The sequence below is a fragment of the Salinicoccus sp. HZC-1 genome (genome assembly GCF_046736035.1).
Lineage (GTDB): Bacteria > Bacillota > Bacilli > Staphylococcales > Salinicoccaceae > Salinicoccus.
In genome coordinates, this window is sequence record NZ_CP177130.1 from 1,847,887 (window position 1) to 1,861,212 (window position 13,326).

Consider the following 13,326-nt stretch of genomic DNA (forward strand, 5'->3'; position numbering starts at 1 on the left):
TATTTCAAAAAAGCTATCCTTTCAGAAGAAAAAGGATAGCTTTTTTAGCCTGTATTACTATTCCAGTGTATTAACTGTTAATATAGTGATATGAATTTATGAATGAAAAACTTTTAAAATATTCAGGAGGCAATCATGAAACTACGTCCGCTGGAAGAAACAGATTTGGAATTTATACATGGACTCGCCAATGACTACTCCATAATGTCATATTGGTTTGAAGAGCCATACAACTCATTGGCAAAATTAAAAGAAGCTTATCAGAACAATAATTCAAATGAGTCTGCAAGAAGGTTCATTATAGAGAATGAAAGTGACTTAGTTGGAATTGTGGATCTCGATTTTATAGATTTCAAACATCGCAATTGTGAAATAATGATTATCATTAAACCTGAGTTTAGTGGAAATGGTTTTGCTAAATTCGCATTCAAAGAAGCAACAAAATATGCTTTTGAGGTGCTGAATATGCATAAAGTATATCTATATGTAGATACTGAAAATGAAAAAGCAGTTAAAATATACGAAAAGCAAGGTTTTAAAACTGAGGGTGTTCTAAGAGAACACTTTTATGCAAAAGGGAAATATAGAGATGCTGCATTTATGTCTATATTAAAAAGTGAATGGATTGAAAAAGAATAAAAAGAAGAACGATAAAATCCTAAATATTTAGTTGAGATTAATCTTTATATTGAGATTGGTCATTTTTGATTATGATGGTAGATTCTATACATAAAGGCTGTTTCATATATTGATGTCAATTTAGAATTCCAGTCGTTCCCACTTTAATATTGGATGGTGTTATCCAAATAAATGTAAGATAAGACTATTTAATTTCTTTAACTTTCTTAACCTGAAGAGGAAAAATTTCATTTCCGTTAAGCATGAGGTGGCCCTTGCCTTCCTCTTTGGCCTTTTTAATATCTTTCCTTAAACTATCCAATGTATGGATATTGGTATAAATCGTCTGTCTCATACGATTTTTATAAATAATCCTGAATTTCTTTATAGGTATCCCTCCCAATCACGCCTCTATACATTTAATTTTAATCGTATTTTTATAAATTATCAAATAATTAAACCTGTGATAGTGCCGTTTCGAATGATTTTAATCGTTCTGATTATCATAACCTGATCATATTTGAAAGGACTCATAAACATTATAATTCTATTTTTCCACTCAGTTATCCCGTCCATTACTTTAAATAAGTGTAGGGGCGGGTATAAACTAATATATAGGAGGGATTTCATGAAAAAATTCTTGCTTGCAAGTGGATTTTCCACTGTGTTGATCCTGGGCGCATGCGGGACAGATGAAGAACCGGCACCGTCAGACGAACCAGCATCTAACGAAGAACCGACTACAGAAGAAAACTCCGAAGAATAGAAACCGCTGTGAAATATTATGCTACCAGCTGGCCAATGGAAGTACACCATGGCTGGCTTTTTCTGTCTCTATTACTGGACCTCTTACTGAATTGAGTATTTTATTTTTTAAATTTAATATAAATAAAAAATCTCACAACTGATAAGTTGTGAGAAATTATAAAACGGAGATGGAGGGATTTGAACCCTCGCGCCGCAGAACGACCTACACCCTTAGCAGGGGCGCCTCTTCAGCCACTTGAGTACATCTCCATGGCTCCACAGGTAGGACTCGAACCTACGACCGATCGGTTAACAGCCGATAGCTCTACCACTGAGCTACTGTGGAACAATGTTATTTTTCAATCGAACATTTACAATTATATCTATTCCCACAAAGTTTTTCAACCTTTTATCAATAAGTTTTATGTTCAATTTACACTCTATCCCTCGCTTGCAGGCCATTGATATAATTTATGTAAGAATGGTAGATCGTTTCATTAATTTGAGCTGTATCTCCCCTCCCCAGTGAAGGATACTGAAAATGCATCCCTGCCTCTTTCTTTTGATATTTTTCTTTCTGTTGATTAAATCGGTAATGTAATTTAAGTGCATTCAAATATTGATTATTAAATGAAGAATAAGAGATATCCACTTCCAATTCTTCATTATTGGAAAACTGTATGCGGGTCATTCCTTTATTATCCCAATACGATTGTATATGTTTTATATTGAACCAGTTGTTCTCACGTACTCTGTCCGAATGTGTGCAGAAATATATGTAGGACCCAAATAAATCTATAATTACAGGTATTTTGCTGGTAATGCTTGTTAATGATTTAGTCAGATCTTTCCTCGCTATATAGTTTTGAGAATGGTTCCGGCAATTTCTCTCTATTACCTTATTTGGAGTCAGTCTGCATTCCAGACTATCTCCATAAGTTTCACCAATCCTGCTTTCTACAATACCATTGTTATTAATTGATACAACATACATCGTTTCTTCATGTATTTGATATTGGAGTCGATTCATGTTGATCCTCCCTGTTTAAATATTCTAAATATATCATATCACATGTTAACTTTATTGTTAACAAAAATAAAAATAAATTAAAAATTGGTTAATTATATACTTTAAGTTGTAAATTTACATTAATAAATAGTCTAAATATTCAAAACACTGTTTGACCAACCCTAAAACGTGTTATATAATTTGTAACAACCAATTGATGAAGGGGGATTTAGTGATGAACAAACAAGTATATCCAGTAAACCAGTTGCGTGTCTTCATTAACACAATTAACGACCTCTCTGCTGAACTGCTGCTCCAGGAAGCGATGGACGAATATAATCGTAAGCTTTACAATGATAAGATCGAGGAAGCGCTCTTGGAAAAAGACAAGGAAAAGTTCATGACTTACACAAAATTGTTAAAGGAATTGACTGATGAAGATACAAATGACAATGAGTAGAAATAATAAAAGCTGACTTTACATGTACAATGTACATAATTTAAAGTCAGCTTATTTATATTATGCGATGAGTTCCAGTAATTCTTCTCTGGTAATGCGCCCTAAATAGTGAGAAATATCCACATCTTTTAATGCTTCTGCAATCGCATCTCTATTATGCTCCACTCCGATTAATTTCTCTTCGACTACGTCAACTTCACCGACACCGAAGAAATCACCGAAAATTTTAGCATGCTCAATCCTTCCTTTTTTGACATCCAATCTAACATCAAGCAGTCCTGCCGTGAATTTATGCGACACATTATAATTATATTTAGGGTTTTTACCGTAATTCCAGTCCCAGGTCTGATATTTTTCTTCAGAAAGTTTATAAATCTTATTCCAATCTTCTTCTGTAAGTACATATTCTTCGATGTTCTCCTCACCATCAAATATATACTCCAAAATTTTCTGCTTGAATTTTTCTATATCCAAATTTTCATCCATGAAATCGTTAATATTAGCCACACGGCCTCTGACAGATTTAACCCCTTTTGATTCAATTTTTTTAGGATTGACTTTCAGTGCGTTCTGAACTTCTGAGATATCACTGTCCAGCATCAGTGTGCCATGCGAGAACATCCTGCCCTTTTGGCTGAACATGGCATTACCTGATACTTTTTTACCATTAATCTCAAGGTCATTTCTGCCTGACAGCTCAGCTGGGATTCCCATATCATTCAGTGCATCGACAATCGGCTGAGTGAACTTACTGAAGTTATGGAAACTGTTACCGTCATCTTCTGTAATAAAGCTGAAATTCAGGTTCCCTTTATCATGGTATACTGCTCCCCCGCCGGAAACCCGGCGCACTACTTTAATGCCATGCTCTTTAATATAGGGTTCATTTATTTCTTCGATAGTGTTTTGGTTCTTCCCGATGATAATCGATGGCTGGTTCACATAAAAAAGAAAGTATGAATCATCAGTCGGTATTTCCCGAAGTACATACTCTTCCATTGCTAAGTTAATCATCGGATCTGTGATGTTATTATTTGATATAAACTTCACGATATTTTCCTCCTTAAAAAATGGCCAGATATTATTATAATAACATCCTGGCCATAACTTTCCATTTATTTAGTTATCTGGTCTGCTGCATCTTTCGCCTGGCTCACACAATCCGGCAAACCGACTCCATAGTGTGAAGCGCCTGTAAGTATGATGCCTGGATAATGTTCTGCCATATATTTATGAATCGCATCAATTCTGGATTTATGCCCCACTTTATACTGCGGCATGGAGTGCTCGAGTTTCGTTACTATTGTGAATTCCGGCTCTCCTTCTAAATCCATGATTTTATCGAGGTCTTTTCTTGCCAGACGGGCAATCTCATCGTCGCTTTTTTCGCCTACGATAAAGTCTCCCGGTCTTCCCACATAAGCTCTCAGCAGTGCCTTTCCTGCCGGTGTGGAGTGTTTCCACTTCTTGTTCGTCCAGGTACATGCCGTAATTGACGTATCCATTCTTCTGGACACTACAAATCCTGTGCCATCAATGTCATTCTTCACCTGTTTACTGTCAAATGCCATGACGACAGTTGCCACGCTCGTGGCTCCCATATGCTTAAAGTATTCCAAAGGAAGATCATTGAACCATCTCTTATACTGGAAGTGCGGTGTCGCGATGATGATATTATCATATTTCTTACTTTCACCGTTCACTTCAATCGTATAAGAGCTGCCATTTTTAACAATGGATTCAACATTCATGTTGAACCTTGCATCTACGCCCTTTTCAATAATCACTTCAAGAAGATGATCGATAAAGGATTGCAGCCCATTTTTAAATTGCAGAAACTGTCCCTGCTTTTTCTTTGCGGGCTGTGAGGATTGCTGCGGTTTTTCTGCAATTGCGCCTTTAATCAGACTGCCGTATTTTTCTTCTCTTTCCTTGAAGTAAGGGAAAGTGGACATTAGGCTCAGCTCGTCAATATTCGTCGCATATATACCGGAGAGGAGGGGCTCAATCATATTTTCAAGCACATCGTCCCCCAATCTTCTTCTAAAGAAACTGCCCACTGACACATCCGTATACAGCGGTGCAGGTTTCTTCAGCAGGTCAAGTCCGGCCTTCAACTTACCGCTGGCTGAAACAAGTTCTGTAGTCAGAAACGGTCTGAGTTCTGTCGGTACGCCCAGCACAGCCCCTTTTGGCAGTGGAGATAATTTATTGTTTGAATAAATATAGGACTGACCGGTTGAGTTTCTGACCAGGTCATCCCCCATTCCGATTTCTTCGGCAAGTTCTGTCAAAATTTCCTTTCTCGCCAAATAAGATTCAGGTCCCAGTTCAATCGTAAATCCGTCCTGACGATGTGTTTTGATTTTGCCGCCGGCACGATTATCTTTTTCGAATAGATCTATTTCAAGATCATCCTGCTTTGATAAATAATATGCTGCTGAGAGTCCTGTAATTCCCGCTCCGATAATGGCAACTTTCTTCACTTTAATCAGCCTTCTTTACTACAGTTTGTTAATTTCGTTAATCATCGCCTGGATAAAGCGATCATCCGTATTCGGCATTGCAGGACGATGATACCCTGCACCCACTTCGTCACAGACGACTTTACATTCATAATCATTGTCATAAAGTACTTCCAAATGTTCACACACGAAGCCGACAGGGAGATAGATGAAATGCTCATAGCCGTGCTTATCATATAGTTCCTTCGTCAAATCCTGAACATCCGGTCCCAGCCAAGGGTCCGGCGTATTGCCTTCAGACTGCCATCCAACATGGACATTTTCCAGTCCGGCATTCTTTTTGATCAGTGCTGCTGTTTCTTCCAGCTGATCCGGATATGGATCATTATGTTCTTTAATCTTCTCCGGCAGACTGTGTGCGCTCACGATCGTTGCAGTTTTTGATAGTTCCTCTGCAGGTATTTCATTAATGGAATATTTCACAGCTTCTGTCCAGAAATCGATAAATGGCTGCTGCTCATAAAATGACTCGACAGATTTTATATCGATGCCATACTTTTCGCCTTCGGTTTTCGCCCTCTTGTTATAGGAACCGACGGAGAACTCTGAGTAATGCGGTGCGAGCACAACAGATACCGCTTCTTTAATTCCATGGTTACTCATGGATTCAACCGCATCTTCAATGAATGGATCAATGTGCTTAAGTCCGATGAACAGCTCATATTCTACATTGTTTTGTGAAGCATTCAGTTTATTGACCAATGTTTCCGCCTGTTTTTTAGTCGTATCGGCAAGCGGTGAGATGCCGCCGATGGCTTCATAACGGTCTTTTAAATCCTGCAGTGCTTCTTCAGATGGCTTTCTGCCATGTCTGATATGTGTGTAATACGGTTCAATATCTTCTTCTTTATAAGGCGTGCCGTACGCCATAACTAATAGTCCTTTTTTCACAGTCATTCAAATCACTTTCCTTTGCTGTATTCATGTACGAATTTAGTTAGCTGTTTTAAAGTTTCAGGGTTTACTTCAGGGAATACACCATGTCCCAGGTTAAAGATATGCCCTTCATTGTTACCCTGATCCAATATCTGTTTCGTTCTTTCCTCTATGACATTCCAGTCAGCAAGCAGCAGAGCGGGATCCAGGTTGCCCTGAAGTGCTTTCTTCACGCCCTGTTTGCGTGCTTCTGCAATGGATGTTCTCCAGTCCAGTCCCATTACGTCCATATGCAGCTTGTTCCATTCCGGTATCAGATGGGAAGCACCGATGCCGAAGACGATGACGGGAACACCCATCGCCCGGATGCTGTCGATTATCTGATTCATATAGGGTGCGAGGTAACGTGCGTAATCCGCTTTGTTCAAAGCGCCGCCCCATGAGTCGAATATCTGAATGAGACTTGCGCCGGATTCAACCTGGGCTTTCAAATAGCGAATGCTCATATCAGTCAGTTTTTCCATGAGTTTAAACCATGTTTCCGGCTGATTATACATCATTGTTTTAGTCTTGTGATAGTTTTTAGTAGGACCGCCCTCGATCATATAGCTGGCCACTGTGAATGGCGCCCCGCAAAAACCGATTAAAGGAACGTTTAATTTTTCCTTAGTCAAAATTTCTATCGTTTTGTACACATAATCAAGATCTTTATACGGATCGAGTTCACCAAGCTTTTCAACATCCCTTATATCCCTGATAGGATTGTGGATTACAGGACCTACCCCTGCCTTTATCTCAACATCGATTCCGATTGGTGCAAGTGGTGAAACGATGTCTTTATAGAGGACAGCTGCATCCACATTATAGTTTTCCACCGGTGTCGCCGTTAAATATGCAGTCAGCTCTGGCTGATGCGTAATTTCCATGAGAGAGTATTTTTCTTTGACCTTGTTATACTCAGGCTGGCTCCGGCCGACCTGTCTCATAAACCAGACAGGTGTATAGTCGGTCTTTTCCCCTCTTGCCGCTTTGATGATAGTATCATTGAACAATGTATTTTCCTCCAATATTCTATATATCACTCAATATTTTAACATACTGTTGATAATAATTATTAATTACATGCATAATGTCAAAAAATCGATTTATTTAGAGTGCGTTTACTGTATCTTGATTTAAGGTATATACGTATTAAGACTATTTAAGAGGTGAACATAATGCAATTACATTTAACAACAGGAACGATAACCTACATGGAAGGAATAAAACAAAAGCACCCCGAAGTCCACATCGGTGCAATGGGACAGGATGCAATGCTTTATTACGAAGATGACAGCAAGGATTCCATTTTCAGTTCGCGGCATTCCTATACTGTAGACCACTCGGATGGCGACCTCGGTGAGAACAATGCCACTTCAGTCCATTTCATTCCGATCGCCGAAAATAAAACAGGAGTGATGCTTGGCCATCTGTCAGACCTGAATGAAAAATTACAGAAGGTCAATGGTGTGATGTCATATAGAATTGGCAAATCCGTCAACGACGAATCATATGCTGTACTTATCCAGTGGGCGGCAGCATCAACGTACAATGATTTCAAAGAGACGGATGATTACAGGAATTATCTCAGCACTGAAGCGCTGAAGAAATTCCGGACTGCGGAATCTTTATTCCATCAGTCAATTTCCACTAAGTTTTTCCTTCCTATGAAAGATAATGAGGAAAATACCGAAGACCCTGAACAAGAATTTTAAGCGACTGCCAAATCAGTCGCTTAATTCTTGTTCTTTTTTATATACAGTTTTGCTGAATACCCTGTTCGTCAAATATCCCCACACAGGGAAAATAATCGCGATATAGATAAATGCAGGATGGACGATTCCAAAAATGATGCTGAATATCACCGATATGGCAAACACCATTTTATGGGAATATGTGACATAGCTCTTTTGTATGAAGACCCTCTCCACCGGCCATACTTTCGGCCAAAGCAGATATGCCTGGGCAGAATATATTTGAGACATCTGAAGCACGATGACATATATGCCGAACAGTGCGATGACGATGGACAGATATATGTTGCCTATCCATATCATCACTACTCCGAATAATATGAGGAGCCTCAATATGATCATCGGCAGATCATAATCCCGCGCAAATGTTCTGTAGAACAGGAATTCATACATTTTTTCTTTATTAAATGATTTGCCTTTCGGTTTCCATAACAGCGGATCTAAATACTTTCTTCTTTTAAATTGTTTTTCAATATGGCTGACATTTGTAAACATTGATACATTTCTATAATAACGGTTGAGCTGTACTTCTTCGTGTTTTATATAGGCGTACCAGTCCAGATTTTGGTGTTCCCGCCCTTTTACATATCTACTCATCAGAAGCAGCAGGACAATGGACAGTACCAGCCAGAATGGATGCTGAAGCAGGAGCATCAGACTGAGTATATTGACGGCAAAAAGTGTGATCAGTACTGCGGTTCCCGGTATTTCAGTATTGATGGCACTCCTTTTTATATGGAAGTTGGCGATATAGTGGAGGAAAGATAACAGTATGAACAATCCAATGGTCAAAGGGGTGTGGCCTACCATCAAAATCAAAAGGGCAATTACTGCCCCTGTAATGATTTTCGATACACCGAGCATTAAAGAATACCGGCTGGAATCCCTGAAATATGAAGCCATCCGGCTTTCATAAGGGAGTAAAAATAATCCGTCGGCCGGTTTAAGGAGTGAACGGTATCCCGGTAATAAAAGTATGCTCATGAGCAGTGCAGCGATCATATCCAGCCATAACGATGGTTCCAGTGTCTGCAGGACGCCAAGCAGTGTATAGAGGAACACACCGCCGGCAAGCGTAAGAAAAATCAGAAAATGACTGTTGAATATGAATTTACTGTAATAGCTGCGGCGCTCGATGTCGGCTTTCATCCTTGGTTTAAAAAGATTATCAGGCATTGTCTATGCCGCCTCCTGTAATCTTCAGATAAACTTCATCCAATGATGCCTCAGGCATATTGAATTCATCCCTCAATTCATCCAGACTTCCGTCTGCAATCATCTCCCCGCTGTCAATGATTGCATAGCGATCACAATACTTTTCAGCCGTAGCCAAAATGTGCGTACTCATTAATATGGACCGCCCATCATTTCTCTCTTCAACCATCAACTCGATCAGGGAATCTATCCCCAATGGATCCAGTCCTAAAAATGGTTCATCGATGATATATAAATCCGGTTTTGCCAAAAATGCACAAACCAGCATCACCTTCTGTTTCATCCCTTTTGAGAAATGCGTCGGAAACATATTGATCTTAGTATCCAGCCTGAATATTTTGAGCAGGTGCTCCGCCCTTTTCAACGCTGTCTCTTCATCGATGCCGTAGGCCATCGCGGTCATGTGGATATGCTCTTTCAAAGTCAGCTCTTCATATAATACCGGTGTTTCGGGAATATATGCCAGATGTCTTCTATACCCTTCGGTATCATCGTTTATAGTAATGCCATCCACTCGGATTTCGCCCGAATGCGGTCTCAGAAGGCCGAGTATATGTTTGATCGTCGTACTCTTACCCGCACCATTCAGTCCGATAAGGCCGACGATTTCACCTTTGTTTATATTCAGTGATATATCATTTATGACAGGCGTCTTTGAATACCCGCCTGTTAAGTGCTCTATTTGCAGTACCATAACCGACTTCCTTTTATTTGTGATCATTTATTTGTATACTTGTATTAAAATTAATATATCATAACTGAACAATGGAGGTACAATGAATGAGTAAAACAATTTTCGAGAAAATAGCCGATCGTGAAATTCCCGCAAATATCGTGTATGAGGACGATGCATGTATTGCATTCACTGATGCTTTTCCGCTTTCAAAAGGCCACACACTGGTAGTGCCCAAAAAGCCGATTGAAAATATTTATGAGCTGGATGAAGAGACCGGCGCCCATATCATGAAAGTGATTACTAAAGTTTCAAACGCAATCAAGGAGGCATTTGAGCCTGCAGGTTTGAATGTCGTTCAAAATAATGGTGAGTACGCTTCACAGTCTGTCTTCCACATTCACTTCCATCTTATTCCTAGGTATGAAAATGAATATGACGGGTTCGGTTATGTCTGGGAACAGGATCCTGACACGCGGGATGATGAAGAGAAAAAAGTAATAGAAGATGCCATCAAGCATCAGTTGAATGTATAAACCTTCCCCACTTTGGGTAAAGTGACATAAATGGCAAAAAGGACGTGACACTTAAATGAAAATTAAAAATGCAGGTATCGGCTTTCTCGTCGGCGTAACCGGCGGTACGCTGATCGCAATGCTCAATGCTCCAAAATCAGGAAGTGAACTTCAGGCTTCTTTAAAATCCGGTTCAGGAAGTATGAAATCCCAAATGGACCAGCTGAAAATTGAAGCCAATGAAGTAAAGTCTTCATTCTTAACAACTAAACATGAATCCCAGGAAGTTTTTAAAACATTGGGAGACGAAATCAAATCGATGGTCAGTAACTACCAGGCGGATATTTCTCCAAATATCGAGCGCATAAAAAAAGAAGGGGAAAACCTCCAAAATCGCGGGGAAGAGATTCAGGAATCAGTCGGAAAAATCCAGGATAACTTTAAATTCAAATTTAAATAGTTCTATATATGGCAGCGGGGTATAATCTTTGTACCCCGCTGCTTTCTTGTGATATATTAGCATCTGTAGTCAAAATCAAAGGAGACTTGTGTAATGAAGAAGAAATTAGCTCCGATTGTCATTAGTCTTGGACTCGTCGGCCTGGCTGGCTGTTCAGATGACAATGAAAGCGGAAACACTGAAAATGAAAAAGGTGAAACAGAGTTTGGAAACGTACTTTCCACAAGTGACGCAGGAGAAGTCACAACAGATGATATCCTAAACCAAATGGGTACAAGTACTGTAGCCAACCAAACGTTCCAGCTCACTCTCGATAATATCTTAAAAGACAAATACAGTGACGAAGTGGACACTGAAAAAATTGAGTCGCAAATAGATAGTGAAATCGAACAAATGGGCGGGGAAGAGCAATTCGCCATGGCCCTGCAGCAGCAACAGCCGGGTATGACAGTTGAGAAATATAAAGAACAGCGCATTACAAACGCTTATCATGATAAATTCTTCGAAGAAAAATTCGAAGTCACTGATGAAGAAGCCAAGAAAAATGTACGGGAAGCCTCCCATATCCTGATTGCAGTCAAGGGTGAGGAGCAAGATCAGGCCGCCCAACAGCCGGGCCAGGCTCCACAAAGTGAACTGACTGACGAAGAGGCAAAGCAAAAAGCAGAAGAACTTAAAACCCAGCTTGATGAAGGTGCCGAATTTGGAGAACTTGCCAAGGCCGAATCTCATGATACCGGCAGTGCCGAGAACAACGGTCAACTTGGCTATGTTCAAAAAGGTCAGATGGTAGAAGGATTTGAAAAAGCACTGTTCGATCTTGAAAAAGGCGAAGTTTCCGATGTTGTTAAATCAGACTTCGGCTATCACATCATCAAGCGCCATAACGAAGAAAATATTGATGAAGAACTGCCTCAGATCAAAAAACAAGTGGTGAGCAAGGAAATCCAGGAAAATCAGGATAAAGTGCTCGAATACTATAAAGAAGTGCTCGAAGAATATAACGCTGATTTCGAAAATGAAGAAATTAAAACATTCATTGAAGATACTTACTTAAATCCTGAATCCCAGCAGTCTCCTCCGGAAACTTCAACGGAACAACCAACAGAAGGTGAAGAAGCATCATCCGAGGAAGAGTCAACTGAAGAAAATGCAGAATAGAAAAAAGCTACCGCAATCTAGACTAACATAATTAAATGGGACACTATAAAACACCTTCGAAATGGTACACTTACCACAAGTACTGAAATCGGAGGTGTTTTTGCATGGGCAAAAACGTATATTCAAGTGAAACGAAATGGGCCGTCGTGAAAGACAAAATGAGTGGGCAGCTGACAACGAAAGAGATTATGGAGACGCATGGAATCAAAAATAAATCACAGATTGAGACGTGGATGAGATGGTACCGGGCAAATGAAATCCACCGGTTCGATCAACCGATTGGCAAGCAATATTCTTTTGGGCATGGACCGGAATTCACGAGTGAACTGGAGAAGAAAGAGCGCCAGAATTCGCACTTGAAAATGGAGAATGATATCTTAAAAAAGTACTTGGAGATGAAAGAGGAGTTGAAAAAGGACTAGTGCTTCAAGTGGTCGAAAAATACCGGGAAAAGTATACAGTAACGGCCATTTTGTCCGCTTTGGCGGTGCCGCGCTCGACATATTACCGGTGGCTGGCCGAAGGTGTCGTACGCCTGTTGACGGAAGTGGAAGAAGCGATTGTCGCGTTGTGTAAGAAAACGAAATATCGTTTTGGCCATCGAAAAATCAAGACGTTACTGAAGAAAGAGTACAGGTTCGACCGGCATCGCAATACAATCCAGCGCATCATGCAGAAACATAATTTACAATGCCGGATCAAACCGAAACGAAAGTGGAAATCACAAGGCGAATCCATTATTGTAACGCCGAATCTTCTGCAACGTAATTTCACGGCTTCAGCACCCAACCAAAAATGGGTGACCGATATCACTTACATTCAGTACGGCAGTTCGACGATGTACCTGTCAACGATCATGGACTTGTTCAATAATGAAATTGTCGCGTACAAGATGTACGATCACCAACAGACGCCATTGGTCACCGATACCTTGAAGGAAGCGCTGGAAGTGCGCGGAAACCCGGAAGGCGTGATCCTCCACTCTGATCAAGGCAGTGTGTATACTTCCTATACATATCAGGATTTAATCAAACAGAACCATCTGGTGAGCAGTATGTCGCGGCGTGGAAACTGTTGGGATAATGCGGTCATTGAATCTTTCCATTCCAATATCAAGTCAGAGGAATTCCAATACATCAAATTCAATTCGATGAACACTATTCATGTCGTAGAGAAGGTGAATGAATACATCCGTTATTACAACGAAGATCGGATCCTAGAAAAATTAGGCTACCTGACGCCCAAAGAATTTGGGGCGCAAGCAGCCTAAAGAT

General features: G+C 40.0%; 15 protein-coding genes and 2 tRNA genes. 8 read left to right on the forward strand and 9 right to left on the reverse strand.

The window, feature by feature from the left end; all coding sequences use genetic code 11:
• The first annotated feature begins 135 nt into the window (after positions 1-135).
• On the forward strand, positions 136-639 hold the full coding sequence (locus ACKRAT_RS09590; RefSeq protein ID WP_411842221.1) for a GNAT family N-acetyltransferase: 504 nt from the start codon (positions 136-138) through the stop codon (positions 637-639).
• Between the two features lie 607 nt (positions 640-1,246).
• Positions 1,247-1,384: a hypothetical protein gene (locus ACKRAT_RS09595; RefSeq protein ID WP_411842222.1), complete on the forward strand. Its 138-nt coding sequence runs from the start codon at positions 1,247-1,249 to the stop codon at positions 1,382-1,384.
• A gap of 164 nt (positions 1,385-1,548) precedes the next feature.
• Here the strand turns inward: ACKRAT_RS09595 and ACKRAT_RS09600 are convergent.
• The 3 genes from ACKRAT_RS09600 to ACKRAT_RS09610 form a co-directional block, all read right to left on the reverse strand.
• A tRNA-Ser gene (locus ACKRAT_RS09600) sits at positions 1,549-1,635 on the reverse strand.
• A gap of 1 nt (position 1,636) precedes the next feature.
• Positions 1,637-1,711: transfer RNA gene (locus ACKRAT_RS09605), tRNA-Asn, on the reverse strand.
• A gap of 87 nt (positions 1,712-1,798) precedes the next feature.
• Positions 1,799-2,395: a competence protein ComK gene (locus ACKRAT_RS09610; RefSeq protein ID WP_411842223.1), complete on the reverse strand. Its 597-nt coding sequence runs from the start codon at positions 2,393-2,395 to the stop codon at positions 1,799-1,801.
• 214 nt (positions 2,396-2,609) lie between these two features.
• Between ACKRAT_RS09610 and ACKRAT_RS09615 the strand changes: the two genes are divergently transcribed.
• Entirely contained in the window at positions 2,610-2,834 is a 225-nt protein-coding gene (locus ACKRAT_RS09615) for a hypothetical protein (RefSeq protein WP_411842224.1), read from the forward strand.
• A gap of 60 nt (positions 2,835-2,894) precedes the next feature.
• Here ACKRAT_RS09615 and ACKRAT_RS09620 read toward each other — a convergent pair whose 3' ends face one another.
• The 4 genes from ACKRAT_RS09620 to hemE all read right to left on the reverse strand — a co-directional run bounded on the left by ACKRAT_RS09620 (position 2,895) and on the right by hemE (position 7,287).
• Complete coding sequence (locus ACKRAT_RS09620; protein ID WP_411842225.1) at positions 2,895-3,884, reverse strand: lipoate--protein ligase; 990 nt, start codon at positions 3,882-3,884, stop codon at positions 2,895-2,897.
• Positions 3,885-3,949: 65 nt separating this feature from the next.
• The gene (gene hemY, locus ACKRAT_RS09625; protein ID WP_411842226.1) at positions 3,950-5,320 is read right to left on the reverse strand and encodes a protoporphyrinogen oxidase; all 1,371 of its coding nucleotides are present in this window, start codon (positions 5,318-5,320) and stop codon (positions 3,950-3,952) included.
• Positions 5,321-5,338: 18 nt separating this feature from the next.
• A complete protein-coding gene (gene hemH, locus ACKRAT_RS09630; RefSeq protein WP_411842227.1) occupies positions 5,339-6,256 on the reverse strand; it encodes a ferrochelatase in 918 nt (305 codons plus the stop codon).
• 5 nt (positions 6,257-6,261) lie between these two features.
• Positions 6,262-7,287 (reverse strand): uroporphyrinogen decarboxylase, encoded by a 1,026-nt coding sequence (hemE, locus tag ACKRAT_RS09635; RefSeq protein WP_411842228.1) that lies wholly within the window; start codon positions 7,285-7,287, stop codon positions 6,262-6,264.
• A 165-nt stretch (positions 7,288-7,452) separates the two neighbouring features.
• On the opposite strand from hemE, the gene ACKRAT_RS09640 reads away from it, so the two are divergent.
• Positions 7,453-7,989 (forward strand): hypothetical protein, encoded by a 537-nt coding sequence (locus ACKRAT_RS09640; protein ID WP_411842229.1) that lies wholly within the window; start codon positions 7,453-7,455, stop codon positions 7,987-7,989.
• Between the two features lie 12 nt (positions 7,990-8,001).
• Here the strand turns inward: ACKRAT_RS09640 and ACKRAT_RS09645 are convergent, their stop codons facing one another.
• A complete protein-coding gene (locus ACKRAT_RS09645; protein WP_411842230.1) occupies positions 8,002-9,204 on the reverse strand; it encodes an ABC transporter permease in 1,203 nt (400 codons plus the stop codon).
• On the reverse strand, positions 9,197-9,937 hold the full coding sequence (locus tag ACKRAT_RS09650) for an ABC transporter ATP-binding protein (protein WP_411842231.1): 741 nt from the start codon (positions 9,935-9,937) through the stop codon (positions 9,197-9,199). Before ACKRAT_RS09650 ends, ACKRAT_RS09645 begins: the two co-directional genes overlap by 8 nt.
• An 86-nt stretch (positions 9,938-10,023) precedes the next feature.
• Here ACKRAT_RS09650 and ACKRAT_RS09655 point away from each other — a divergent pair, with 86 nt between their 5' ends.
• From ACKRAT_RS09655 to ACKRAT_RS09670, 4 genes are all read left to right on the forward strand, one after another.
• Positions 10,024-10,452: an HIT family protein gene (locus ACKRAT_RS09655; protein ID WP_411842232.1), complete on the forward strand. Its 429-nt coding sequence runs from the start codon at positions 10,024-10,026 to the stop codon at positions 10,450-10,452.
• A gap of 55 nt (positions 10,453-10,507) precedes the next feature.
• Entirely contained in the window at positions 10,508-10,891 is a 384-nt protein-coding gene (locus ACKRAT_RS09660) for a YtxH domain-containing protein (RefSeq protein ID WP_411842233.1), read from the forward strand.
• Between the two features lie 93 nt (positions 10,892-10,984).
• Entirely contained in the window at positions 10,985-12,052 is a 1,068-nt protein-coding gene (locus ACKRAT_RS09665) for a peptidylprolyl isomerase (protein WP_411842234.1), read from the forward strand.
• 104 nt (positions 12,053-12,156) lie between these two features.
• A protein-coding gene (locus ACKRAT_RS09670; RefSeq protein WP_411842235.1) for an IS3 family transposase occupies positions 12,157-13,322 on the forward strand; the annotation gives its coding sequence in 2 pieces (ribosomal slippage) (positions 12,157-12,433 and positions 12,433-13,322; 1,167 coding nt in all).
• Positions 13,323-13,326 lie beyond the last annotated feature (4 nt).

What these genes read in the sequence shown, in the direction of transcription:
- ACKRAT_RS09610 (WP_411842223.1), bottom strand. Translation starts at nt 2,395, where the DNA reads ATGAATCGACTCCAATATCAAATACATGAAGAAACGATGTATGTTGTA.
- ACKRAT_RS09660 (WP_411842233.1), top strand. Translation starts at nt 10,508, where the DNA reads ATGAAAATTAAAAATGCAGGTATCGGCTTTCTCGTCGGCGTAACCGGC.
- ACKRAT_RS09590 (WP_411842221.1), top strand. Translation starts at nt 136, where the DNA reads ATGAAACTACGTCCGCTGGAAGAAACAGATTTGGAATTTATACATGGA.
- ACKRAT_RS09615 (WP_411842224.1), top strand. Translation starts at nt 2,610, where the DNA reads ATGAACAAACAAGTATATCCAGTAAACCAGTTGCGTGTCTTCATTAAC.
- ACKRAT_RS09655 (WP_411842232.1), top strand. Translation starts at nt 10,024, where the DNA reads ATGAGTAAAACAATTTTCGAGAAAATAGCCGATCGTGAAATTCCCGCA.
- hemH (WP_411842227.1), bottom strand. Translation starts at nt 6,256, where the DNA reads ATGACTGTGAAAAAAGGACTATTAGTTATGGCGTACGGCACGCCTTAT.
- ACKRAT_RS09645 (WP_411842230.1), bottom strand. Translation starts at nt 9,204, where the DNA reads ATGCCTGATAATCTTTTTAAACCAAGGATGAAAGCCGACATCGAGCGC.
- ACKRAT_RS09595 (WP_411842222.1), top strand. Translation starts at nt 1,247, where the DNA reads ATGAAAAAATTCTTGCTTGCAAGTGGATTTTCCACTGTGTTGATCCTG.
- ACKRAT_RS09665 (WP_411842234.1), top strand. Translation starts at nt 10,985, where the DNA reads ATGAAGAAGAAATTAGCTCCGATTGTCATTAGTCTTGGACTCGTCGGC.
- ACKRAT_RS09650 (WP_411842231.1), bottom strand. Translation starts at nt 9,937, where the DNA reads ATGGTACTGCAAATAGAGCACTTAACAGGCGGGTATTCAAAGACGCCT.
- ACKRAT_RS09640 (WP_411842229.1), top strand. Translation starts at nt 7,453, where the DNA reads ATGCAATTACATTTAACAACAGGAACGATAACCTACATGGAAGGAATA.